This is a genomic window from Dryocola baronae (genome assembly GCF_051297175.1).
In the GTDB taxonomy this organism is placed as follows: Bacteria; Pseudomonadota; Gammaproteobacteria; order Enterobacterales; family Enterobacteriaceae; genus Dryocola.
Genome location: NZ_JBINNY010000001.1, coordinates 3,352,537 through 3,375,299 on the forward strand (window position 1 = coordinate 3,352,537; position 22,763 = coordinate 3,375,299).

At 58.6% G+C, this 22,763-nt stretch carries 22 protein-coding genes and 1 riboswitch; of the genes, 9 read left to right on the forward strand and 13 right to left on the reverse strand.

Features of this window, described 5'->3' with window-relative positions; all coding sequences use genetic code 11:
- Positions 1-2: 2 nt before the first annotated feature.
- From bglF to rhlE, 6 genes are all read right to left on the reverse strand, one after another.
- Complete coding sequence (bglF, locus tag ACSPHG_RS15960; protein ID WP_435954487.1) at positions 3-1,871, reverse strand: PTS beta-glucoside transporter subunit IIABC; 1,869 nt, start codon at positions 1,869-1,871, stop codon at positions 3-5.
- A gap of 131 nt (positions 1,872-2,002) precedes the next feature.
- Positions 2,003-2,845 (reverse strand): transcriptional antiterminator BglG, encoded by an 843-nt coding sequence (bglG, locus tag ACSPHG_RS15965; RefSeq protein WP_435954488.1) that lies wholly within the window; start codon positions 2,843-2,845, stop codon positions 2,003-2,005.
- A 151-nt stretch (positions 2,846-2,996) separates the two neighbouring features.
- A complete protein-coding gene (locus ACSPHG_RS15970) occupies positions 2,997-4,166 on the reverse strand; it encodes an alpha/beta hydrolase-fold protein (RefSeq protein WP_435956041.1) in 1,170 nt (389 codons plus the stop codon).
- A 29-nt stretch (positions 4,167-4,195) separates the two neighbouring features.
- A complete protein-coding gene (locus tag ACSPHG_RS15975) occupies positions 4,196-5,755 on the reverse strand; it encodes a carbohydrate porin (RefSeq protein ID WP_435954489.1) in 1,560 nt (519 codons plus the stop codon).
- Between the two features lie 291 nt (positions 5,756-6,046).
- Entirely contained in the window at positions 6,047-6,979 is a 933-nt protein-coding gene (gene dusC / locus ACSPHG_RS15980) for a tRNA dihydrouridine(16) synthase DusC (protein ID WP_435954490.1), read from the reverse strand.
- Positions 6,980-7,079: 100 nt separating this feature from the next.
- Entirely contained in the window at positions 7,080-8,453 is a 1,374-nt protein-coding gene (gene rhlE, locus ACSPHG_RS15985; protein WP_435954491.1) for an ATP-dependent RNA helicase RhlE, read from the reverse strand.
- Positions 8,454-8,703: 250 nt separating this feature from the next.
- On the opposite strand from rhlE, the gene cecR reads away from it, so the two are divergent.
- The 5 genes from cecR to ACSPHG_RS16010 are packed head-to-tail and all read left to right on the forward strand — an operon-like array spanning position 8,704 to position 14,370.
- Entirely contained in the window at positions 8,704-9,372 is a 669-nt protein-coding gene (gene cecR, locus ACSPHG_RS15990; protein WP_435954492.1) for a transcriptional regulator CecR, read from the forward strand.
- 13 nt (positions 9,373-9,385) lie between these two features.
- Positions 9,386-10,393 (forward strand): secretion protein HlyD, encoded by a 1,008-nt coding sequence (hlyD, locus tag ACSPHG_RS15995; RefSeq protein ID WP_435954493.1) that lies wholly within the window; start codon positions 9,386-9,388, stop codon positions 10,391-10,393.
- On the forward strand, positions 10,380-12,131 hold the full coding sequence (locus ACSPHG_RS16000; protein ID WP_435954494.1) for an ATP-binding cassette domain-containing protein: 1,752 nt from the start codon (positions 10,380-10,382) through the stop codon (positions 12,129-12,131). Before hlyD ends, ACSPHG_RS16000 begins: the two co-directional genes overlap by 14 nt.
- Positions 12,118-13,254, forward strand: a complete 1,137-nt coding sequence (locus ACSPHG_RS16005) for an ABC transporter permease (RefSeq protein ID WP_435954495.1) — start codon at positions 12,118-12,120, stop codon at positions 13,252-13,254. The genes ACSPHG_RS16000 and ACSPHG_RS16005 overlap by 14 nt, the downstream gene beginning before the upstream one ends.
- 9 nt (positions 13,255-13,263) lie before the next feature.
- Positions 13,264-14,370 (forward strand): ABC transporter permease, encoded by a 1,107-nt coding sequence (locus ACSPHG_RS16010; protein ID WP_435954496.1) that lies wholly within the window; start codon positions 13,264-13,266, stop codon positions 14,368-14,370.
- On the opposite strand, the gene ACSPHG_RS16015 is transcribed toward ACSPHG_RS16010, so the two are convergent.
- Complete coding sequence (locus ACSPHG_RS16015; RefSeq protein ID WP_435954497.1) at positions 14,332-14,739, reverse strand: YbhQ family protein; 408 nt, start codon at positions 14,737-14,739, stop codon at positions 14,332-14,334. The genes ACSPHG_RS16010 and ACSPHG_RS16015 overlap by 39 nt on opposite strands.
- A 133-nt stretch (positions 14,740-14,872) precedes the next feature.
- Here ACSPHG_RS16015 and ACSPHG_RS16020 point away from each other — a divergent pair, with 133 nt between their 5' ends.
- From ACSPHG_RS16020 to ACSPHG_RS16030, 3 genes are read left to right on the forward strand one after another with little or no spacing between them, the layout of a single operon-like run.
- On the forward strand, positions 14,873-15,634 hold the full coding sequence (locus ACSPHG_RS16020; RefSeq protein WP_435954498.1) for an endonuclease/exonuclease/phosphatase family protein: 762 nt from the start codon (positions 14,873-14,875) through the stop codon (positions 15,632-15,634).
- On the forward strand, positions 15,631-16,875 hold the full coding sequence (gene clsB, locus ACSPHG_RS16025) for a cardiolipin synthase ClsB (protein ID WP_435954499.1): 1,245 nt from the start codon (positions 15,631-15,633) through the stop codon (positions 16,873-16,875). Before ACSPHG_RS16020 ends, clsB begins: the two co-directional genes overlap by 4 nt.
- On the forward strand, positions 16,875-17,843 hold the full coding sequence (locus tag ACSPHG_RS16030; protein WP_435954500.1) for a lysylphosphatidylglycerol synthase domain-containing protein: 969 nt from the start codon (positions 16,875-16,877) through the stop codon (positions 17,841-17,843). Before clsB ends, ACSPHG_RS16030 begins: the two co-directional genes overlap by 1 nt.
- A gap of 140 nt (positions 17,844-17,983) precedes the next feature.
- Here the strand turns inward: ACSPHG_RS16030 and ACSPHG_RS16035 are convergent, their stop codons facing one another.
- The 6 genes from ACSPHG_RS16035 to moaA form a co-directional block, all read right to left on the reverse strand.
- On the reverse strand, positions 17,984-18,694 hold the full coding sequence (locus tag ACSPHG_RS16035) for a Bax inhibitor-1/YccA family protein (protein ID WP_435954501.1): 711 nt from the start codon (positions 18,692-18,694) through the stop codon (positions 17,984-17,986).
- An 88-nt stretch (positions 18,695-18,782) separates the two neighbouring features.
- Positions 18,783-19,235 (reverse strand): molybdopterin synthase catalytic subunit MoaE, encoded by a 453-nt coding sequence (moaE, locus tag ACSPHG_RS16040; RefSeq protein ID WP_435954502.1) that lies wholly within the window; start codon positions 19,233-19,235, stop codon positions 18,783-18,785.
- A 4-nt stretch (positions 19,236-19,239) separates the two neighbouring features.
- Entirely contained in the window at positions 19,240-19,485 is a 246-nt protein-coding gene (moaD, locus tag ACSPHG_RS16045; protein ID WP_435954503.1) for a molybdopterin synthase sulfur carrier subunit, read from the reverse strand.
- The gene (gene moaC / locus ACSPHG_RS16050) at positions 19,478-19,975 is read right to left on the reverse strand and encodes a cyclic pyranopterin monophosphate synthase MoaC (protein ID WP_435954504.1); all 498 of its coding nucleotides are present in this window, start codon (positions 19,973-19,975) and stop codon (positions 19,478-19,480) included. Before moaC ends, moaD begins: the two co-directional genes overlap by 8 nt.
- Before the next feature lie 3 nt (positions 19,976-19,978).
- Positions 19,979-20,491: a molybdenum cofactor biosynthesis protein B gene (gene moaB, locus ACSPHG_RS16055; RefSeq protein WP_435954505.1), complete on the reverse strand. Its 513-nt coding sequence runs from the start codon at positions 20,489-20,491 to the stop codon at positions 19,979-19,981.
- Between the two features lie 23 nt (positions 20,492-20,514).
- Positions 20,515-21,504 carry a GTP 3',8-cyclase MoaA gene (moaA, locus tag ACSPHG_RS16060; protein WP_435954506.1) on the reverse strand — a complete coding sequence of 330 codons (990 nt, stop codon included), beginning with the start codon at positions 21,502-21,504 and terminating at the stop codon, positions 20,515-20,517.
- Positions 21,492-21,626: riboswitch (molybdenum cofactor riboswitch) on the reverse strand. Its footprint overlaps the gene before it by 13 nt.
- 203 nt (positions 21,627-21,829) lie before the next feature.
- On the opposite strand from moaA, the gene yvcK reads away from it, so the two are divergent.
- Positions 21,830-22,738, forward strand: coding sequence for a uridine diphosphate-N-acetylglucosamine-binding protein YvcK (gene yvcK, locus ACSPHG_RS16065; RefSeq protein ID WP_435954507.1), 909 nt, complete (start codon positions 21,830-21,832; stop codon positions 22,736-22,738).
- The last annotated feature ends 25 nt before the right edge of the window (positions 22,739-22,763 follow it).

The following is a 22,763-nucleotide window of genomic DNA, read 5'->3' on the forward strand; positions in this document are numbered from 1 at the left end:
TGCTAGCGGCGCACCGTCAGGAACGGCATGCCTGAATCAATAATGGCGCTTTGCGATACGCGCTCAACCGCCGCGTAATCGTCGCTGTTGCTGATAATCACCGGCGTGGCGAGATCGTAGCCCGCCGCCAGAATCGCCTGGCGGTCAAACTCGATAAGCAGGTCGCCCGGCTGAATTTTGTCGCCCGGCTTTACATGGGCGGTGAAGTGCTGGCCGTCGAGCTTCACGGTGTCGATGCCGACATGGATCAGCACTTCGATGCCGCTATCGCTGAGCAGGCCGATGGCATGGCGCGTCTGGAACAGCGAGGCAACCTCGCCGTGGAAAGGCGCGATAACCTGATTGCCGAGCGGAATAATGGCCGCCCCTAGCCCCAGCAGGCCGCTGGCGAAGGTGGCATCGGGCACCTGGTCCATCGCCAGAACGGTGCCGCTCATCGGCGCCAAAATGTCGTCATCGCCGGTTGGCGCAATCTCGCTCGCGCCCGCTTCGTGCGTTTGTGCACGCGGCAGGCCCGCAAACCACGTCAGGGTACAGGCTAGCACCAGCGACAGAACCGTACCGATAATCGCGCCCCAAACCGTGAGATCCACCCCGCTAGAAGGGATAATCTGCGCAAAGGTGAAGACGCTCACCAGGCCAAACGAGTAAACGCTGCTCTGGCAGTAGCCGATGATCACCCCGCCCACGGCACCGGCTATGCAGCCAAAAATAAACGGACGGCGGTTTGGCAGCGTGACGCCGTAGACCGCCGGTTCGGTGATGCCGAAGATCCCCGCCGTCACCGCCGAGCCGGCCAGCACTTTGAGCTTTTTATCGCGGGTGCGCAGCATAACGCCGAGCGCGGCCCCAACCTGCCCCATTACCGCCGGCAGCAGCAGCGGCACGAGGGTGTCGTAGCCCAGCACGCTCAGGTTGTTGATCATCAGCGGCACCAGCCCCCAGTGCAGGCCAAAAATCACGCATACCTGCCAGGCCGCGCCCATAAACCCGCCCGCGAGCCACGGCGCGAAGGCGTAAATGGCCTGATAGCCGTGCGCCAGCATTTGGCTGAGCCAGGTCGCCAGCGGGCCGATCAGCAGGAACGTCAGCGGCACGACGACGGCGAGGCAGACCAGCGGCGTAAAGAAGTTGCGCACCGCAGACGGCAGCAGCCTGTTGCAATGTTTCTCCAGCCAGCAGCTTGCCCACGCGGCGAAGATGATGGGCATCACCGACGAGCTGTAGTTGATAAAGGTGATGGGGATGCCGAGGAAATGCTCGGTCACCGCGCCCGCCTGGCCGCTCGCCTCAAAGGCCTGTAGCACCACGGGATGGGTAAGCGCGCCGCCAATCGCCATGGTGATAAACGGGCTGCCGCCAAACTTTTTCCCGGCGGTGTAGCCAAGCGCGAGCGGGAAAAAGTAGAACAGCGCGTCGCTTGCCGCAAACCACAGCCTGTAGGTGCCGCCGTCGGTCGTCAGCCAGCCGCAGACAACCGCGAGCGCGAGCAGCCCTTTGAGAATACCGGAGGCGGCCATCACGCCGAGGAACGGGGTGAAAATTGCCGAAACGATATCGATCAGCCGCCCGAGCAGGTTGGCCTTTTCTTCCGACTTCTGGCTTTGCTGCTGGCTCTCGTCCTTCAGCCCCGCCTCGGCGCAGACCGCGTTGTAGACGTCATGAACGTGGTTGCCGATCACCACCTGAAACTGCCCGCCGCTTTCTACCACCATGATGACGCCGGGGTTTTGCTTGAGCTTTGCGGCGTCAGCACGCTTCTGGTCCTTCAGCTTGAAACGCAGCCGCGTGGCGCAGTGCACCAGGCTGACAATGTTCTCGCGCCCGCCAATCTGCGCCAGAATATCCTTCGCAAGTTGTTGATACTCCATAGTTCCTTCCTTTCACTTATCGCCCGCGGGCGATGTGCGACTGAGTAAAATGCAAAAAAAAACCTGAGGGGCCGCCCCAAAAGGGGTGACCAACGCTCAGGTTTTGCCTGCCGAAGCAGTAGCAATCCTATTTATGAAGCCTTGCGGCTCTCTTTACGTACCCGCTCGATGTGGATGGCGAGGAACATAATTTCTTCTGTGGTTAACTCACGCTGATATTCAGCGCCTAAATGCTTATCGATCTTCTCCGCGCAGCGCCAGGCCTGCGGATAGTTGTCCTTTACGGCGGCGTGCAGCGTAGCGTCATCGTCGGCCACAACGTTGCGGCTCAGCATGCGTTGGGCGAAAAACTTCAGATGGGTGACGAACCGCTGATAGCTCAGGCTCTCTTCATCGTATTCCAGCCTCAGCTGGTACTTCACGATGTTAAGGATTTCCTGCATCACGCGCGTGACGTGCATGACCTCCGGCATTTCGCTGTTGAGCTGGGCGGTAACCAGATGCAGCGCGATAAACCCCGCCTCGTCTTCCGCCAGCCGCACCGCAAGGCGCTTTTCGATGATGTCGAGCGCCTCCTGGCCCAGCAAAAACTCTTTGGGATAAAGGCGCTTAATCTCCCAGAGCAGCACGTTGCGGATCGCCACGCCCTTCTTTTGCCGCTCGATGGCAAAATGGCAGTGGTCGGTCAACGAGACATAAAGGCTTTCCTGCAGCTTGCCCAAACGCTGGCGCGACAGCTCGATGATGCGGTCGCAGGTGGTCATCACCTCCAGCGGAATCTGGTTGAGCAGCTCGCTCAGGCGCGCCACCAGCTCGTCGCTTTGCAGGGCAAACACCTTTTCGATTTTGTCCGCATCAAGGCTGTCGCCAACGTGCTTCTGGAACCCCAGCCCGCGCCCCATGACCACCTGTTCGCGCTGGTATTCATCGAGAATCACCACCACGTTGTTATTGAGTATTTTGGCGATCTTCATCGTTACCCCAGAAACAAAAAAACCTGACCTCCGGCCTGGGCCAGAAAATCAGGTTTTGCCTGCCGAAGCAGTAACAATCCAATCCGGCTACTTTAGCAGTTTCGCCCCGCCTGTGGGCGAGGCGTTTTACAAAGCGTGACGGCGATCTCGCTTAGGATTTTGTGACAAACAGCTGCTGGACGAATTCAGCATAGGCCGGGCGCCAGACGTCCATTTCATGGCCGAGGCCGGGGTAAGACTTGTAGCTAAACTTCACGCCCTGTTTTTCCAGCTCGCTTTTCAGCCCCGCGATATCCTTGCCGGTCACGCCGTCCTTATCGCCCACCACCAGCGTAAAATTGTGCAGCTGGCTGTTGATGGCCTGCGGCTGCGCCAGCTGGCGGGAAACGGCCTCGTTCGGCACGGTGGTGGTGCTGACGCCGCTGAAGGTCGCCAGCCAGCCGAAGCTGTCCAGATGGCTCATGCCCGACACCAGCGCCTGGTAGCCGCCCTGAGAAAGCCCGGCCAGCGCCCTTCCCGCCGCGTCTTTGCGGACCGTAAAGCGGCTGTCGATCAGCGGAATAATATCTTCCATCAGCTCTTTATCGGCCGCCGCGGCGTTAAGCGGGTAGAAATCCTTGCGGCGTTCGGCGGGCGGGAAATTCTCCGCAACCGCCTGTTTGACGTCGGTTTCGGTATCCGGCACCACCACCAGCATCGGCTTGATTTTGCCTTCCGCCAGCAGGTTATCCATGATTTGCGGAATGCGCCCCTGCGTAATGGCCGACAGGCCGGTGTCGCCAAAGCCGTGATAGAAATAGAGCACCGGCAGCGGTTCGCCGTCCTGCCTGTAGCCCGGCGGCGTCCACACGTAAACCTGGCGTTCGGCGCTCAGCGCGTTGGAATGATAGGTTAACGTGCGCAGCTCGCCGTGCGGCACGGCGCGTTCGTCCAGTATCCCGCCGGGCACCAGAATCAGGCTGGTATTCACCTGGCGCTGAGGCTTGGTGAAGCGGCTGCCGGTGTCAATGCTGCGGAACCCGTCCACGTCAAAGAAGTATTCGTAGAGGTTTGGCGCGAGCTTTTCGCTCGTCCACGACCAGACGCCGGACTCGTCACGGCTCATATCGTGGGAAACCTGGCTGTCCGGCGTGCTGCCGGTGACCACCGACACGCGCTTTGCCGCAGGCGCGTACAGGCGGAAGGTGACGGAGTTATCGCCGTTCAGCGCCGTGATGTACTGGCTTACGGGCACCGTCGCGGCAGGCGTCGCGGGAAGCGCCGCCGCCTGCAATGCCGGAGCGCCCAGCAAACCTATAACTACCAGAGATAAATAACGCATTCTGATTTTCATTTTATTTCCCTTAAGTGTTACCACCACACTTCAGCCTGAGCGCCGATCGCCAGCTGATCTTTTTTCTCATCCGCAAAGCTGAAATTATCCAGCTCATTATTCAATGCATGAATATATGTAGCATAGAAACGGATTTCCGGACGGGACGTTAACATACTCGTATTCACCTTTAATGCGTGGTAGAGCGTCGTTTTATAGCCGGACTCGGTAAACTCGTCGCCAAACTGATTTTTATTTTGCTGGTTGAAATAGGCTAGCTCAACGCCGGTTTGATTGTATTTACTCCAGATATAAGCCGGGCGAATTACGGCGCGGAAGCTTTCAAAATCACTGTGCGCCCCGGTTTCATAGCTATAAACGTCCTCGCCGCTGGAATAAACCAGAGAGTTAGCAAGGATAATATCGTCGCGTAAATACATTTCCCCCTGCGAAACCAGGCGAATTGCCGTTCCGCCGGTATGGTCGCCATAATAGCGTCCGTTGAAGGAGGTATAGGGGCTGGAGCCGGAATAACGGGCAAAGCTGCTGGCCAGTGAATTATTGGCGACCAGGAAGCTAAATTCATTAAATCCGCCTGCGTCAAATTTCTGCTTCAGCGCGGTGCCCACCATCCAGGTATCTTTCCAGCGGTAGTAGCCGTTGTTATTTTCGTTGTCTTTCTGTTCGTCCGTCTGATTGGCCATGGCATAGCGGCCGTTGAGCATAAGCTCGGCCCCGTCCCAGAGCGGAATTTCCTTATAGCGGGCGTCGATGGTGTTGACGTTGAGCTTCTGCGACTGGCTCAAGTCGCGATTGTAGCCGTCCACGTCCTCACGCAGCAGCGCGATATCCAGCTTGCCGCCGCCCGCCTTCAGGTTCTCAATACCGATCCCGCCTGCGGCATCGGTGCGCTGGGTTTTCCAGTCCAGCATCTGTACTTCATACTTCGGTAGCTGATGTTTGCCCACCCACAGGTCGGCCTCTGGCGCAAAGGGCAGGAAGCCTTTTGCCGAAACATAGATATCTGAAAACTGGAGGAAATTCTCGTTGTTCTGGTTGTCACCGAACCAGCCCGCCGAGTATTGCTGGCCGACGTTACCGTCCATCAGCACCACGGCATACACCGATTTATCGCCTTCGCTATAAACCCGCTGCGACAGCTGCAGATCAAACCAGCTGGAGTATTCGTTGCCCAGGCGGCCCAGCGAGCCGATTGCCCAGGATTTCGGCGCGCCTTTGGTGGTGGTGGCCCAGCCGGAACGGAAGTAGCCGCTGTAGCTAAAGCCAATTTCGTCTTTGACGTATTTGCTGAAGTCTTTTAGCGGCATGGCGGCGGTCGCGCCGGTTACCGTGGAGGAGGAAACGACGACCTCGGTCGGCCGGGTGGTTTGCGAGGCTAAAACATCTGGCGCATCAATATTATTATTCCTGGCCTGAGATTTATAATATTTCAGCTCCTGCTTAGTTTCGCGCAGATCTTTTTCCAGCAGTTCGAGTCGCTGCTCAACGGTTAATTTACCGACCTGCTGTGCAAAAGTTGGAAAAGCGACCGGCGCTATTAGCGCCAGACCTAATAGATAGCGTGACTTAATATCCATATCAATACCCCGAAGGTAAGCGAGCAATAGGTAGTTAGATTCAGGCAATAGCTGGCCGCCACGATTTTTATCTCGCGTAAAGCCGTGCCTTTTATATTCATTAGGCGCAAAAACAAAAAAACCTGACCATCTCAGAAGAGATGAGTCAGGTTTTGCCTGCCGAAGCAGTAACAATCCAGTTGTATTTGCGATGCCGATAATAAGCATTACCAGAGCAATAGCAATGCCTGGTTAAATAGTCTGTGAGCCGCCTCTATTTTTTTAATGGCTTACTCTTAGCGGTTCATTTAATTAAAGGCCGTTAATTGCCTGACCAATTGCCGCCGAGCTTTTAAGCGTGCGGATCTCGGTGAACAGCTCCGTTGCCTCAACGTACTCTTTGCGCAAATAGCCCAGCCACTGTTTGATACGCGCAACGTGGTACATCCCCGTATCGCCCTGCTTTTCAAGCTGGCTGTATTTTTGCAGCAGCCTGACGACGTCCGGCCACGGCATGCGCGGTTCGTTGTATTTGATAACCCTGCTGAGGTTCGGCACGTTCAGCGCGCCGCGCCCGATCATCACCGCGTCGCAGCCGGTTGCCGCCATGCACGCCTGTGCGCTCTGCCAGTCCCAGATTTCACCGTTGGCGATGACCGGAATAGACAGACGCTGGTGGATTTCGCCGATGGCCGCCCAGTTAATCAGCTCGGCCCTGTAGCCGTCTTCTTTAGTGCGGCCGTGAACGACGAGCTCGGTTGCGCCCGCCTGCTGTACCGCGTCGGCGATTTCAAACTGGCGCGCGCCGCTATCCCAGCCGAGGCGAATTTTAACCGTCACCGGGAGTTGTGCAGGCACCGCTTCACGCATCGCTTTCGCGCCGCGATAAATCAGTTCAGGGTCTTTTAACAGCGTCGCCCCGCCGCCGCTGCCGTTAACCAGCTTAGAGGGGCAGCCGCAGTTGAGATCGACGCCCCAAGAGCCAAGCTCAACGGCTCTTGCGGCATTTTCAGCGAGCCACTGCGGGTACTGCCCCAGAAGCTGCACGCGCACCAACGTCCCCGAAGGGGTTCGGCTGTTATGCAGTAGTTCAGGGCAGAGTTTATGAAAGGATTTTACCGGTAAAAGCTGATCGACCACGCGAAGAAATTCGGTGATGCACAGGTCGTAGTCATTAACCTCGGTCAGCAGCTCTCGAACCAGCGAGTCGAGAACCCCTTCCATCGGCGCAAGAAGCACACGCATAAATTGTTCCGGTAAAAAGCTCGTAGGGTGGATAAGCGTAGCGCCATCCACCGAGAATGTCGGGTAGCGCTACGCTTACCCGACCTACGAGGACTGATTTTTAGTTAGATGCAGCCGGTTTGCGCGGTGCACGACGACGCCCGTTCGCGCCTGCCGGTTTTGCTGCGCCATCGCCCTGTGGGCGAGACTGGCGACGCGGTGCGCTGCTGCGGTCGGACGGCGCGCTGCTGCCGTTGCCGCCACGACGCTGGCCCTGACCCTGACCGCCGCCGTTGCCACGACCGCCGCCGCGCTGCTGTTGACGACCGTTAACGATCGGCTCGGCAGGAATGGACGGATCCACTTCGTAACCCGGAATCGCCATGCGCGGCACTTCGCGCTTGAGCAGGCGTTCGATGTCGCGCAGCAGTTTGTGTTCATCAACACAGACCAGCGACAGCGCTTCACCGGTAGCCGCAGCGCGGCCGGTACGGCCGATGCGGTGCACGTAGTCTTCCGGCACGTTTGGCAGCTCGTAGTTTACGACGTGCGGCAGCTCTTCGATATCCAGGCCGCGGGCCGCGATATCCGTTGCCACCAGCACGCGAATGCCGCCGGATTTGAAATCGGCCAGCGCGCGGGTACGAGCGCCCTGACTCTTGTTACCGTGGATAGCGGCGGCGGTGATGCCGTCTTTACCCAGCTGTTCAGCCAGATGGTTAGCACCGTGTTTGGTACGGGTGAAGACCAGCACCTGCTGCCAGTTGCCTTCGCCAATCATCTGCGACAGAAGTTCTCTTTTACGTTTCTTATCAACGAAATGAACGTGCTGAGTCACCTGCTCAGAAGCGGTGTTGCGGCGCGCCACGGAGACTTCTTCCGGGTTGTGCAGCAGCTTTTCAGCCAGGCCCTTGATGTCGTCAGAGAAGGTGGCGGAGAACAGCAGGTTCTGACGGCGGGCGGGCAGTTTTGCCAGCACGCGACGGATGTCGTGGATGAAGCCCATGTCCAGCATGCGGTCGGCTTCATCAAGGACGAGGATTTCTACCTGGTCGAGTTTGACGGCATTCTGGTGTTCCAGATCCAGCAGGCGGCCAGGGGTTGCCACCAGCACGTCAACGCCGCTGCGCAGCTTCATCATCTGCGGGTTAATGCTCACGCCGCCGAAAACCACCAGCGAGCGGATATCTAAATATTTGCTGTAGTCACGCACGTTTTCGCCGATTTGGGCGGCCAGCTCACGGGTTGGCGTGAGGATCAGGGCGCGCACCGGGCGACGGCCTTTGGCATGCGGCTGATTGTCTACCAGACGCTGCAGCAGCGGCAGGGTAAAACCTGCGGTTTTGCCGGTGCCGGTCTGGGCACTGGCCATCAGGTCGCGGCCTGCTAAAACTACCGGGATCGCCTGGCGTTGGATTGGGGTAGGCTCGCGATAGCCCTGCTCTTCCACCGCACGCAGAATATCGGCATTCAGGCCGAGAGAATCAAAAGACATAGGTACTCCAGAATCGCCCTGACCGCGAGGCGCGGTGTAGTTTCCAGGGGTTCATATGACGCCAGCATCCTGGCGAGTAGAGGGGCACAAACCACGGTGCCATAAGGGGCGCAGTGTAGCATCTTTTGTGATACTCCGCACAATTTCTCTTTTTGGGGCACATTCACAGAACAAATATTCGCCGCTAGACAGTCCGAGCCTTACGGCCTACTCTTAATCAATCGATTGATTAACTTTTTAAGAGGTCGGTATGCCCACCACGCCGACGCCCGTCACCTCACGCGGTGAACAGGCAAAAAACACCCTGATTAACGCCGCCATCGCGCAGTTTGGCGAATACGGACTGCACGCCACCACGCGCGATATCGCCGCCCTTGCCGGGCAAAACATCGCGGCCATCACCTATTACTTCGGCTCGAAGGAAGAGCTGTATATGGCCTGCGCCGGGTGGATCGCGGATTTTATCAACCACAACTTTCAGCCGCACGTGCAGGCCGCCGAGGCGATTCTTCGCAAGCCCGAGCCGGACAAAGCGGAAATCCGCGAGCTTATCCACACCGCCTGCACGCACATGATTAACCTGCTCACCGCCGACGAAACGTTGAACCTGAGCAAGTTTATCTCCCGCGAGCAGCTCTCCCCGACGCCCGCCTACCAGCTTATTCACGACCGGGTGATTGCGCCGATGCACGCCCACCTGACGAGCCTCGTGGGCCGCTATACCGGGCGTGACCCATTGGATACCGAAACCATTTTGCACACCCACGCGCTGCTCGGACAGGTGCTCGCCTTCCGGCTGGGGCGCGAAACGATTTTACTCCGCACCGGCTGGACCACCTTCGACCGGCCGGGCGTGCAGCAAATCAGCGGCGTGGTGCTAAGCCACGTCGATTTCATCCTGCAGGGATTGTCTAAGTGAGGAAGATCGTGCGATGAAGAACAAAAAGCCCCTTGTTGCCCTCATAGTGATAATCGCGCTGGTGGCCGCCTGCGTCGGCGGCTGGATGTGGTATCAAAGCGAACGAGAAAGGCCGCTGCAGCTGTTTGGCAACGTGGACATTCGCACCGTTAACCTGAGCTTCCGCGTCGGCGGGCGGCTTGCCGCGCTTCAGGTCGACGAAGGCGACGCCATCAAAGCCGGTGAAACGCTCGGCGAGCTGGACAAAGGGCCGTATCAGAACGCCTTACAGCAGGCCGAGGCCAACGTCGCGGCGGCGCAGGCGAAGTTTGACCTGGTTATTGCAGGCTACCGTGACGAAGAAATCGCCCAGGCCGCGGCGCAGGTGAATCAGGCGCAGGCCGCCTACGACTACGCGCAGAACTTCTACCAGCGCCAGCAGGGGCTGTGGGCAAGACGCGTGATTTCCGCCAACGATCTGGAAAACGCCCGCTCCTCAAGCGACCAGGCAAAGGCCACGCTGAAAGCCGCGCGCGACAAGCTGAGCCAGTATCGTACCGGTAACCGCCCGCAGGAAATCGCCCAGGCGCAGGCCAGCCTCCAGCAGGCCGAGGCGCAGCTTGCCCAGGCCCGCCTGGATTTACAGGACACCACGCTTATCGCCCCGTCTGACGGCACGCTGCTGACCCGCGCGGTAGAGCCTGGCAGCATGCTTAACGCGGGCAGCACGGTGTTAACCCTTTCCCTGACGCGCCCGGTCTGGGTGCGCGCCTACGTCAACGAAGTCAGCCTTAACCGCGCGACGCCCGGCACCGAAGTGCAGATCTACACCGACGGGCGTCCCGATAAGCCCTATCACGGCAAGATTGGCTTTGTCTCCCCTACCGCCGAGTTCACGCCTAAAACCGTGGAAACGCCCGACCTGCGCACCGATTTAGTCTATCGCCTGCGCATCATCGTCACCGACGCGGACGACTCCCTGCGCCAGGGGATGCCGGTCACCGTGAGCTTTAACGATGGAAACCAGCATGAGCCACGATGACAGCGGCATCATCCGCCTTCAGGGGCTGATGAAGAGCTTCCCGGAGCTGGAAAAACCGGCGGTGGCAAGCCTCGAGTGTGTAATCCACGCGGGGGAAGTCACCGGCCTGGTGGGGCCAGACGGCGCGGGCAAAACGACGCTAATGAGGATGCTGGCGGGCCTGCTGAAGCCGACGGAGGGCAGCGCAAGCGTCATCGGGCTAGACCCGATTACAGACGACCGCGCCCTGCACGCCGTTTTGGGATATATGCCGCAAAAATTCGGCCTGTACGAAGACCTGACGGTGATGGAAAACCTTAATCTCTATGCCGACCTGCGCGGCATTACGGGCGATGAGCGCGAGAAAACCTTCAGGCGCCTGCTGGAGTTTACCTCGCTTGGGCCATTCACCACGCGGCTGGCGGGCAAGCTGTCCGGCGGCATGAAGCAGAAGCTCGGCCTCGCCTGTACGCTGGTCGGCCAGCCCAGGGTGCTGCTGCTCGACGAGCCGGGCGTGGGCGTAGACCCGATATCGCGCCGCGAGCTGTGGCAGATGGTGCACGAGCTTGCGGGCGAAGGCATGCTGATTCTGTGGAGCACCTCCTATCTCGACGAGGCGGAACAGTGCCGCGACGTGCTGCTGATGAACGAGGGCGAGCTGCTTTACCACGGCGCGCCGAAGGAGCTGACGCGCAAAATGGCCGGACGCTCGCTGCTGGTCAGCAACGGTGACGAAAACAACCGTAAGCTGCTACAGCGGGCGCTGAAGCTGCCACAGATAAGCGACGGCGTGATTCAGGGCCGGTCGGTGCGCCTGATTCTGGCGAAGGATGCGACGGTCGACGAGTTGGCGCAGGCGCTAAACCTGCCGCCAGACCGCATCGCGCAGACCGACCCGCGCTTCGAAGACGCTTTTATCGACCTGCTGGGCGGCACCGGCACCCAGGAATCGCCGCTTGGGGAGATCCTGCATACCGTTGAAGGCAGCCACGACGAAACGGTGATCGAGGCAAAACAGCTTACCAAGAAATTCGGCGATTTCGCCGCGACCGACCACGTTGATTTTACCGTGCAGCGCGGCGAGATCTTCGGCCTGCTCGGGCCAAACGGCGCGGGCAAATCCACCACGTTCAAAATGATGTGCGGGCTGCTGGTGCCCACCTCCGGCAAGGCGCTGGTGCTGGATATGGATTTGAAAACCAGCTCCGGCAAGGCGCGCCAGCACCTTGGCTATATGGCGCAGAAGTTCTCGCTGTACGGCAACCTGACGGTGGCGCAGAACCTGCGCTTCTTCTCGGGCGTGTACGGCCTGCGCGGAAAGGCGCAGGAGGAGAAAATCCGCCGCATGAGCGAGGCGTTCAACCTCCAGCCGATCTTTAACAGCGCCACGGACTCTCTGCCGCTCGGCTTCAAACAGCGCCTGGCGCTGGCCTGCTCGCTGATGCACGAGCCGGATATTCTGTTTCTCGACGAGCCGACTTCGGGCGTTGACCCGATCACGCGCCGCGAATTCTGGCTGCACATCAACAGCATGGTGGAAAAAGGCGTGACGGTGATGGTCACCACGCACTTTATGGACGAAGCGGAATACTGCGACCGCATCGGCCTGGTGTATCGCGGCAAGCTTATCGCCAGCGGCACGCCGGACGACCTTAAGCAGCAGGCGGCCGACGACGAGCAGCCCGACCCGACCATGGAACAGGCGTTTATCACGCTGATAAACGCGTGGGATAAGGAGCACGAGCATGAGCGAACATAAAATTCTCTCCTGGCGACGGGTGCGCGCCCTGTGCGTAAAGGAAACGCGCCAAATTGTGCGCGACCCCAGCAGCTGGCTGATTGCGGTCGTGATCCCCCTTCTGCTGCTGTTTATCTTCGGCTACGGCATTAACCTGGATTCCAGCCGCCTGCACGTCGGGGTTTTGCTTGAACAGCAGAGCGAAGAGGCGCTGGATTTCGCCCATACCATCAGCGCATCGCCCTACATTCAGCCGACGATTAGCGACAACCGTCACGAGTTGATTCAACTGATGCAGGCCGGGAAAATTCGCGGCATGGTGGTCATTCCCACCGACTTCGCGCAGAACATGGCGCGCGCCGGTGCAAACGCGCCGCTACAGGTGATTACCGACGGCAGCGAGCCTAACACGGCAAACTTCGTGCAGGGCTATATAGAAGGCATCTGGCAGATCTGGCAGCAGCAGCGCGCAGAGGACCGGGGCGAAAGCTTCGAGCCGCTGATTGACGTGCAGCTGCGCTACTGGTTTAACCCCGCCGCCATCAGCCAGCACTTTATTATTCCCGGCGCGATAACCATCATCATGACCGTTATCGGCGCGATTTTGACGTCGCTGGTGGTGGCGCGTGAGTGGGAGCGCGGCACCATGGAGGCGCTGCTTTCAACCCAGGTGACGCGCACCGAGCTGCTGCTGTGCAAGCTGCTGCCCTATTACGTGCTGGGCATGCTGGCGATGCTGCTGTGTATGCTGGTTTCGGTGTTTATTCTCGGCGTGCCCTATCGCGGCTCGCTGCTGCTTTTGTTCCTGATAACCAGCCTGTTTTTGCTCAGCACGCTCGGTATGGGCCTGCTGATTTCGACCATCACGCGCAACCAGTTTAACGCCGCCCAGGTGGCGCTGAACGCGGCGTTTCTGCCGTCGATCATGCTGTCGGGCTTTATCTTCCAGATTGACAGCATGCCCGCCGTCATTCGCGCCGTGACCTACGTTATACCCGCCCGCTATTTCGTCAGCACGCTGCAAAGCCTGTTCCTGGCGGGCAATATCGCCACGGTGCTGGTGGTCAACGTGCTGTTTTTGATTGCTTCGGCGGTGATGTTTATCGGCCTCACGGCGCTGAAAACCAAGCGTCGCCTCGATTAAGGGAAAGCTATGTTTCATCGACTATGGACCTTGATTCGCAAAGAGCTACAGTCCCTGCTGCGGGAGCCGCAGACCCGCGCCATCCTGATCCTGCCCGTGGTGCTACAGGTGGTGCTGTTCCCGTTTGCCGCCACGCTTGAGGTGACTAATGCCACCATCGCCGTTTATAACGAGGACAACGGCAGCCATTCCGTGGAGCTGACGCAGCGCTTTGCGCGCGCTAAAGCCTTCAGCCACGTTCTGCTGCTAAAAAACCCGCAGGAAATCCAGCCGACGATCGATAACCAGAAGGCGCTGCTGCTGATTCGCTTCCCGGCGGACTTCTCGCGCGATCTGGCAAGCCTGCAGCCCGCGAAGCTGCAAATTATTCTCGACGGCCGCAACTCCAACAGCGCGCAAATTGCCGCCAACTACCTCCAGCAGATCGTGAAGAACTACCAGCTGGAGCTGATGACCGGGCAACCCAAGCCGAACAACAGCGAGCTGGTGGTGCGCAACTGGTATAACCCGAATCTCGACTATAAGTGGTTCGTGGTGCCGTCGCTTATCGCCATGATAACCACCATCGGCGTGATGATCGTGACGTCGCTTTCGGTCGCCCGCGAGCGCGAACAGGGCACGCTCGACCAGCTTCTGGTGTCACCGCTTGCCACCTGGCAAATCTTCGTCGGCAAGGCCGTTCCGGCGCAGATTGTCGCTATCGCCCAGGCCACCATCGTGCTGGGCGTGGGGATCTGGGGGTATAAAATCCCCTTCTCCGGCTCGGTGCTGCTGTTCTATTTCACGATGCTGATTTACGGGCTGTCGCTGGTGGGATTCGGGCTACTGATTTCCGCGCTGTGCTCGACCCAGCAGCAGGCGTTTATCGGGGTGTTTGTCTTTATGATGCCGGCGATTTTGCTGTCGGGATACGTATCGCCGGTGGAGAACATGCCGGTGTGGCTACAGAATTTGACCTGGGTTAACCCGATTCGCCACTTCACGGACATTACCAAGCAGATTTACCTGAAGGACGCGAGCTTTGACATCGTGTGGGGAAGCGTGTGGCCGCTGCTGGTGATTGCGGCCACGACGGGATCAGCGGCGTACTGGATGTTTCGTCGCAAAATCGCCTGACTTGTCTTTGGCGAGCAGGGAGTACACAGCGGGCCCGGCAATCATGACGAGGCCTGCTACCGCTATCAGTAAATTGCTTTCAACCACTCGGGACAGCAGCCACAGGGCGATCATCGCCGAGCCGAAATACCAGGTGGTGGTGAGTTCTTCGAGGAAGTCGCCGATGTCGCGCAGCCTGCCGCTGTGGAAGCGCTGGAAGACAAACATCAGGATGACCGTTGCGACATAAAGCAGGCACAGGCCTACGCCAACGGGAATTAGCGCCTTCATTTTCCAGCCTGCGACCAGTGCGACCACAACCATCAAATGCAGCATAATCTGCCAACAAGTCAGGCCGGTTTTCACCTGCACGCGCTGTTGCCACTTCATGTATTCACTCCCGGCATATATTTTCCTGTTCTTCAGAGTACGCCAGTGTACGGAAAATTCCGCATCCCGCCCTCTTTTTGTGACAAAGACTACACTTTATTTTCATCAGGATAACAAAAAGACCGGGAGCGGCATGACGCAACATACTCCGCGCTTTTCCTTTAAAGTGCTCACGATTAATACACACAAAGGCTTCACCACCTTTAACCGACGTTTTATTCTGCCGGAGCTACGCGACGCGGTGCGCACCGTAGGGGCAGATATCGTCTGCCTTCAGGAAGTTATGGGCGCACATGAGGCGCACTCCACGCGCTTCGAGAACTGGCCCGACACCAGCCACTATGAGTTTCTGGCCGATACCGTGTGGGACGACTTCGCCTACGGGCGCAACGCCGTTTACCCCGAAGGCCACCACGGCAACGCGGTGCTTTCGCGCCTGCCTATCACCCGGTTCGATAACCGCGACATATCCGTTGAAGGCCATGAAAAGCGCGGCATGCTGCACTGCCAGATCAACGTGCCCAACGAAAGCATTCACGTACACGTGATCTGCGTCCACCTTGGGCTGCACGAGCGGCACCGGCAGGAGCAATTGAAAATGCTATGCGATCTGGTGAACCAGCTCCCTGAAGGCGAGCCGGTGGTGGTCGCAGGTGATTTTAACGACTGGCGGCAAAAAGCCAACCATCTGTTAAAAAACCGCGCCGGTCTTGATGAAGTGTTTACCCGCGCACACGGCCGCCCTGCCCGCACCTTCCCGGCGGGCCTGCCGCTGCTGCGCCTCGACCGCATTTACGTTAAGCACGCGCGCGTTAGCTCGCCTGCCACTATCAACCTGCGTCAGTGGCGACGCCTGTCCGACCATGCCCCCCTTGCCGTGGAGATCCATATATGAAAAACAACTGGCGCGACGGCAACCGCATCGAACTGCTGGAAAACGGTGACCAGTATTTTCCGGCGGTCTTTGAGGCAATTAAAAATGCCCGCAGCAAAGTGATTCTCGAAACCTTTATCTGGTTTGAAGACGACGTGGGTAAACGGCTACACGAGGTGATTCTGGACGCGGCGCGACGCGGCGTGAGCGTGGAAGTCCTGCTCGACGGCTACGGCTCGCCGGATTTGAGCGACGGCTTTGTTAGCGAACTCACGACCGCCGGGGTGAAGTTCCGCTATTACGATCCGCGTCCGCTGATCTTCGGCATGCGCACCAACCTGTTCCGCCGCATGCACCGCAAGATAGTGGTGGTGGACGGCGAGCTGGCGTTCGTCGGCGGCATCAACTATTCCGCCGAGCACATGATCGACTACGGCCCGGAAGCGAAGCAGGATTATGCCGTCAGGGTGGAAGGCCCGGTGGTCGACGACATCTATCGGTACGTGATTTCCAACCTGCCTGGGCACGACGCCACCCGCCGCTGGTGGGGCAAGCGCCACAATCCGGCCCATGACAACCTGAAGCCGGGCGAGGCGCAGGCGCTGTTCGTCTGGCGCGATAATGACCAGCACCGCGACGATATCGAGCGCTACTACCTGAAAATGCTCAGCAACGCGAAGCAGGAGGTGATTATCGCCAACGCCTACTTCTTCCCAGGCTATCGTCTGCTGCACGCGATGCGCAGCGCCGCCCGCCGGGGCGTAAAGGTGAAGCTGGTGGTTCAGGGGGAACCGGATATGCCGATCGTCAAAGTGGGCGCGCGGCTGCTGTATAACTACCTGGTGAAATCCGGCGTTGAGGTATTTGAGTACACGCGCCGCCCGCTGCACGGCAAGGTCGCCATTATGGACGACCACTGGGCGACCGTCGGATCGAGCAACCTTGACCCGCTCAGCCTGTCGCTGAATCTCGAGGCAAATCTGATTATTTACGATAAGGCGTTCAACGCGACCCTGGGCGAGAACCTGAATACCCTTATCGCCCAAGACTGCCAGAAGGTAGACGAATCGATGCTGCCAAAACGCACCTGGTGGAACCTCGGGAAAAGCGTGCTGGCGTTCCACTTTTTGCGCCACTTCCCGGCGATGGTCGGCTGGCTGCCTGCGCACACCCCTCGCCTGTCGCTCGTAGAGCCGCCGGTACAGCCGGAGATGGAAACCCAGGACCGGGTGGATACGGATAATCAGGAGGTAAAATCCTGATGTCGCACGCGCACCCGAAATGGCGAAAGGCAAAGAAGATCCTCACCTGGCTGTTTTTCATCGCCGTGATTGCCCTGCTGGTGGTCTACGCCACTAAGGTTGACTGGCAGGAAGTCTGGAAGGTGATTCGCAACTATAACCGCATGGTGCTGCTAAGCGCGGTCGGGCTGGTGATCGTCAGCTATCTGCTTTACGGCTGCTACGATCTGCTGGCCCGCTCGTACTGCGGACACAAGCTCGCCAAACGCCAGGTGATGCTGGTTTCGTTTATCTGTTACGCCTTTAACCTGACGCTCAGCACCTGGGTCGGCGGCATCGGCATGCGCTACCGGCTTTATTCGCGCCTGGGGCTGCCCGGCAGCACCATCACGCGGATTTTTTCGCTGAGCATTTCCACCAACTGGCTGGGGTATATCCTGCTTGCCGGGGTGATTTTCACCATCGGCGTGGTTCAGTTGCCGAATCACTGGTACATCGACGAAGGCACGCTGCGCATTCTTGGCATCGTGCTGCTGGCGATTATCGCGGTCTATCTGTGGTTTTGCGCCTTTGCCAAACACCGCCACGCGACTATTCGCGGCCAGCGGCTGGTGCTGCCGTCGTTCAAATTCGCGCTGGCGCAGATGGCGATTTCCAGCGCCAACTGGATGGTGATGGGGGCAATTATCTGGCTGCTGATGGGGCAGGACGTGAACTATTTCTTCGTGCTGGGCGAGCTGCTGGTGAGCAGTATTGCCGGGGTTATCGTGCATATTCCGGCGGGCATCGGCGTGCTGGAAGCGGTGTTTATCGCGCTGCTGGCCGGGGAACACGTCAGCCACGGCACGATTATCGCCGCGCTGCTGGCCTATCGCCTGCTCTATTTCATCGCCCCGCTGCTGCTGGCGATCGTTTGCTATCTCTGGCTTGAGAGCCGGGCGAAGAAAATGCGGGCGAAGAACGAGCAAAAGATGGCGGGGAGTTCGTAAAGAAAAAGGTGGATGGCGCGTTCGCTCATCCACCTCACATTTCGGACATCGGTAGGTCGGGTAAGCGCAGCGCCACCCGACACCTCAACGGTCAGCTTTTGTAGGTCGGGTAAGCGCTAGCGCCACCCGACATCTGATAATCAGCGACGGTTGCCGAAAATCCGCAGCAGCATCAGGAACAGGTTGATGAAGTCCAGATACAGCGTCAGCGCGCCCAGGATGGAATACTTACGCATGTTTTGCGTATCGCGCACGTCAATCTGCTCGCCGATGTTTTTCAGCTTCTGCGTGTCGTACGCCGTCAGGCCGACGAACACGATCACCCCGATATAGGTCACCGCCCACATCAGCGCGCTGCTTTTCAGCCAGATGTTAACCAGCGAAGCCAGCACGATACCGATCAGCGCCATAAACAGCATGTTGCCTAAGCCGCTCAGGTCGCGCTTGGTGGTGTAGCCGTACAGGCTCATCGCGCCGAACATACCGCCCGCTACCACGAAGGTGCTGGCGATAGACGAATAGGTGTAGACGATGAAGATGCTGGAGAGCGTAAGCCCCGTCAGCGCGGAGTAAAGCATAAACAGCGTGGTGGCCATACCCGCGCTCAGGCGCTGCACCATGCCCGAAAGCACAAACACCAGCGCCAGCTGGGCGATAATCAAACCAAAGAAGGTGATTTTGCTGGAGAAGACAAACTCCATTACCGCCGGCGTGTTGGCGGCATACCAGGCGACAAACGCGGTCAGTAACAGCCCGCAGGTCATCCAGCCGTAAACCTGCGCCATGTAAGCCTGCAGGCCGGTACGCGCCTGCTGAACGATTGTGTCATTGGAGCGGGGGAATCGATCCATGATGCTACCTCTGTAAATTGCGTTAACCTGATTTCAGGCTTAAAAGCCTACCATGCTTAAGATTAACACAACTCCAACGGCGTGCCTCCTACCAGCGTTTGGCCGCCTGCTTATCGGTTTCCCGCGCTTCCACCCAGCGGTCGCCTTCCGGCGTCGCTTCGCGCTTCCAGAACGGCGCGCGGGTTTTCAGGTAATCCATTATAAACTGCGCCGCTTCGAACGCAGAGCTGCGGTGCGCGCCCGTCACGCCGACAAAAACGATTTCATCGCCCGGCCACAGTTCGCCGATGCGGTGAATGACGCTTACGCGCTGCAGGGGCCAGCGGGCGCGCGCCTCGGCAACGATTTCAGCCAGCGCTTTTTCCGTCATGCCGGGATAGTGTTCGAGGGTCAGCGCGCTCACGCTGTCGCCGAGATTGTGGTTGCGCACCTTGCCGGTAAAGGTCACGACCGCGCCGTCTTCATCGCACTGCGACAGCCACTGGTATTCGTCGCCCACGCTGAAGTTGTCATGGCTGACGCGGATGCGGGTGTTGTCCATGGCCTTAGCCTCCGGTAACCGGTGGGAAGAAAGCGACTTCGTCGCCGTCGGCAAGCTTGTGCTCAAAGCTTACCAGCGTCTGGTTTACCGCAGCCAGCAGCTTGCCGGACTCCAATGCCAGCGCCCAGCGGTCGCTTTTGGCCGCAAGCGTAGCCCGCAGCTGCTCAACGTCGTCGTAGCTGGCGTCCAGCTGTAGCCTGTCGCAGTCCACCAGCTCGCGGACCTGAGCAAAAAACAGGACGTTAATCATTGGCTTCCACCTTGCTTTCAACCGTAAAGTCGCCCGATTTTCCGCCGCTTTTCGCCAGCAGGCGAACCGGGCCAATCACCATATCTTTCTGCACGGCTTTACACATGTCGTAGATGGTTAGCGCAGCCACCGAGGCGGCGGTCAGCGCTTCCATTTCGACGCCGGTTTTGCCCGTCAGGCGGCAGACCGATTCGATGCGCACTCGGTTATGCTCCGGCTCGGCTTCCAGATTCACTTCGACCTTGCTCAGCAGCAGCGGATGGCAAAGCGGGATCAGCTCCCATGTGCGTTTGGCGGCCTGAATACCGGCAATGCGCGCCGTGGCGAACACGTCGCCCTTGTGGTGGCTGCCGCTGACTATCATGGCGAGCGTTTCGGCGCGCATAGTGACAAAAGCCTCCGCGCGCGCTTCGCGTACGGTTTCGGATTTGGCGGAAACGTCAACCATGTGCGCTTCGCCTGCGGCGTTAATGTGGGTCAGTTGCGACATAGCTTATTTCTTGATGTGTGGATGGAAGTTGCACGGGCGCAGGCGCGCGTCCAGCTGCTGCACGATGATGTTTTCCCATGCGGTACGGCAGGCCTTGGTCGACCCCGGCATGGCGAAAATCAGCGTCCGGTTGGCGATGCCCGCTACCGCGCGAGATTGCAGCGTGGAGGTGCCGATTTCTTCATAGGAGAGCATGCGGAATAGCTCGCCAAAGCCTTCTACCTCGCGGTCAAACAGCGGCAGCAGCGCCTCGGGCACCTGGTCACCGTCGGTAAAACCCGTGCCGCCGTTGATCAAGACAACCTGCACGTCGTCGCTTGCGATCCACTGGGAAACCTGGGCGCGAATGGCGTAACGGTTTTCCTTCACGATGGCTTTATCGACGATTTCGTGGCCCGCTTCAGTGGCCGACTCGCGCAGATAGTGGCCGGAGGTGTCATCCTCTTCGCCACGACGACTGGAGACAGTCAAAATGGCAATACGTGCCGGGATAAACGCTTCGCTTACCTGACTCATACTTCTTCTCCTTGTTTTTGACGCTATCCACCAATATAGGACAGGTTCTGAGTGATGCCGGTATGACCGTCATGCAGAAAATGGGTTTGTTTCTTTTGGGCGAGCGCCGAGGAAATGCGTGCTTCCAGCTCTTCGCTCTGCGCGTCAGACGCCAGCAGATCGCGCAGCGAGATGCCGCCGTCGCCGAACAGGCACAGGTGCAGATTGCCGATAGACGAGACGCGCAGGCGGTTGCAGGTTGCGCAAAAGTCTTTTTCATAGGGCATGATGAGGCCAATTTCACCCTCATAATCCGGATGACAAAAGACCTGCGCCGGGCCGTCGCTGCGGCCTCGGAGCTTCTGCACCCAGCCGCGCTGAAGGAGCTGGTCGCGGATAGTGGTGCCGGAAACATGATATTTACGGAACAGTTCGCCGCCGTCGCCCGTTTCCATCAGTTCGATAAAGCGTAGCTGAATGGGGCGCGGTTTGATCCAGGTGAGGAAGGTGTCCAGCTCGTGGCTGTTCACGCCGCGCATCAGGACGGTGTTGACCTTGACGCGCTCAAAACCGGCGGCAAAGGTGGCGTCGATGCCGTCCATCACCTGGCGGAATTTGTCCTGTCCGGTAATCGCGTGAAACTGGCGCGCATCGAGGCTGTCTACGCTGACGTTTACTGCGGTCAGGCCCGCATCCCGCCACTGCTGGATATCACGCGCGAGGCGATAGCCGTTGGTGGTGACGGCAAGCTGGCGAATAGACGGATTTTCACGAACGGCGGCGATAATATCGGGGAAGTCGCGGCGCAAAGAGGGTTCGCCCCCCGTCAGGCGTACTTTTTCAGTACCCAAGGCGGCAAAGGCGCGGGTGACACGGCGAATTTCATCGACGTTAAGAAAGCTTTTGTTTGCCACGCCGTGCGGCTTGTAGCCATCGGGCAGGCAGTAGTTGCAACGGAAATTGCAAACGTCGGTAATCGAAAGGCGCAAATAGAAAAACTTGCGCGCAAACGCATCGGTCAGTTGGGATGACATATACACCTTTCCAAATACGGGAGATGCAGGCATTTCTTTCTGCACCCTGGTGACCGGGGGGGTCACGGCCAAAGCACCTTATCTTGCGACTTAGGTTCAGAGGCTTAGTGTGTGTAACAGCGATAGTAGCGCGTGCCGGGTTCATTCGCCATAGCAGCTTTCGTTATATAAATCTATACATAACGAACTAATCGCTTAATTTCGCCACAGAGTACGCGAAAAGTGAACTTTTACCTTGATATACATCATTATCCCCGGTGCCAGAATCGTCTTTTAGAAACTTTTGCGCTACCTTAAGCCGGATAATTCGTCATAAGGAATAACTATGCGCAGTCGCACGTTTGCGGACCTGGATCGGGTGGTAGCCCTCGGCGGCGGCCACGGCCTTGGCCGCGTGATGTCCTCCCTTTCCACGTTAGGATCGCGCCTGACGGGGATCGTCACCACGACGGATAACGGGGGGTCGACAGGACGCATCAGGCGCTCCGAAGGCGGCATTGCCTGGGGCGATATGCGGAACTGTTTAAATCAGTTAATTACCGAACCGAGCGTCGCTTCGGCGATGTTTGAGTATCGTTTTGGCGGTAACGGCGAGCTTTCCGGGCATAACCTCGGAAACCTGATGTTAAAGGCGCTGGATCACCTGAGCGTGCGGCCTCTGGAAGCCATCAATCTTATTCGCAGCCTGCTAAAAGTGGACGCAATGCTGATTCCGATGTCCGAGCAGCCGGTCGATCTCATGGCAACCGATGCAGACGGGCATTTTATCTATGGCGAAGTGAATATCGACAATCTTGCTTCACCGCCGCAGGAGCTGATGCTTTACCCGAAATCCCACGCTACCCGCGAAGCGCTGGAAGCGATTGCCGAAGCGGATCTTATCCTGATCGGCCCGGGCAGTTTTTACACCAGCCTGATGCCGTTGCTGCTGCTGGAGGATATGGACCAGGCCCTGCGCCGCGCCCCTGCCCCGGTGGTTTACATCGGCAATCTGGGTCGCGAGCTGAGCGTAGCCGCCGCCAGCCTGACGCTAAAAGAGAAGCTGGAAATCATGGAGCAGCGCGTCGGAAAACGCATTATCGACGCGGTGGTCGTTGGGCCGCACGTGGACGTGTCCAGCGTGCAGGACCGGGTGGTGATTCAGGAACAGCTTGAGGCCAGCGATATTCCCTACCGCCACGATAGGGTTTTGCTACGCCAGGCTTTGGAGCAGGCGGTGCAGAGATTGGGATAAACGGTGGATGATGCCATTCACCGCA

Coding starts and splice junctions, on each gene's coding strand:
- moaC (WP_435954504.1), bottom strand. CDS start 19,975: ATGTCGCAACTGACCCACATTAACGCCGCAGGCGAAGCGCACATGGTT.
- moaD (WP_435954503.1), bottom strand. CDS start 19,485: ATGATTAACGTCCTGTTTTTTGCTCAGGTCCGCGAGCTGGTGGACTGC.
- ACSPHG_RS16035 (WP_435954501.1), bottom strand. CDS start 18,694: ATGGATCGATTCCCCCGCTCCAATGACACAATCGTTCAGCAGGCGCGT.
- ACSPHG_RS16015 (WP_435954497.1), bottom strand. CDS start 14,739: ATGAAGTGGCAACAGCGCGTGCAGGTGAAAACCGGCCTGACTTGTTGG.
- rhlE (WP_435954491.1), bottom strand. CDS start 8,453: ATGTCTTTTGATTCTCTCGGCCTGAATGCCGATATTCTGCGTGCGGTG.
- cecR (WP_435954492.1), top strand. CDS start 8,704: ATGCCCACCACGCCGACGCCCGTCACCTCACGCGGTGAACAGGCAAAA.
- dusC (WP_435954490.1), bottom strand. CDS start 6,979: ATGCGTGTGCTTCTTGCGCCGATGGAAGGGGTTCTCGACTCGCTGGTT.
- ACSPHG_RS16000 (WP_435954494.1), top strand. CDS start 10,380: ATGAGCCACGATGACAGCGGCATCATCCGCCTTCAGGGGCTGATGAAG.
- yvcK (WP_435954507.1), top strand. CDS start 21,830: ATGCGCAGTCGCACGTTTGCGGACCTGGATCGGGTGGTAGCCCTCGGC.
- ACSPHG_RS16030 (WP_435954500.1), top strand. CDS start 16,875: ATGTCGCACGCGCACCCGAAATGGCGAAAGGCAAAGAAGATCCTCACC.
- hlyD (WP_435954493.1), top strand. CDS start 9,386: ATGAAGAACAAAAAGCCCCTTGTTGCCCTCATAGTGATAATCGCGCTG.
- moaA (WP_435954506.1), bottom strand. CDS start 21,504: ATGTCATCCCAACTGACCGATGCGTTTGCGCGCAAGTTTTTCTATTTG.
- moaE (WP_435954502.1), bottom strand. CDS start 19,235: ATGGACAACACCCGCATCCGCGTCAGCCATGACAACTTCAGCGTGGGC.
- ACSPHG_RS15970 (WP_435956041.1), bottom strand. CDS start 4,166: ATGCGTTATTTATCTCTGGTAGTTATAGGTTTGCTGGGCGCTCCGGCA.
- clsB (WP_435954499.1), top strand. CDS start 15,631: ATGAAAAACAACTGGCGCGACGGCAACCGCATCGAACTGCTGGAAAAC.
- bglG (WP_435954488.1), bottom strand. CDS start 2,845: ATGAAGATCGCCAAAATACTCAATAACAACGTGGTGGTGATTCTCGAT.
- ACSPHG_RS16020 (WP_435954498.1), top strand. CDS start 14,873: ATGACGCAACATACTCCGCGCTTTTCCTTTAAAGTGCTCACGATTAAT.
- bglF (WP_435954487.1), bottom strand. CDS start 1,871: ATGGAGTATCAACAACTTGCGAAGGATATTCTGGCGCAGATTGGCGGG.
- moaB (WP_435954505.1), bottom strand. CDS start 20,491: ATGAGTCAGGTAAGCGAAGCGTTTATCCCGGCACGTATTGCCATTTTG.
- ACSPHG_RS15975 (WP_435954489.1), bottom strand. CDS start 5,755: ATGGATATTAAGTCACGCTATCTATTAGGTCTGGCGCTAATAGCGCCG.
- ACSPHG_RS16005 (WP_435954495.1), top strand. CDS start 12,118: ATGAGCGAACATAAAATTCTCTCCTGGCGACGGGTGCGCGCCCTGTGC.
- ACSPHG_RS16010 (WP_435954496.1), top strand. CDS start 13,264: ATGTTTCATCGACTATGGACCTTGATTCGCAAAGAGCTACAGTCCCTG.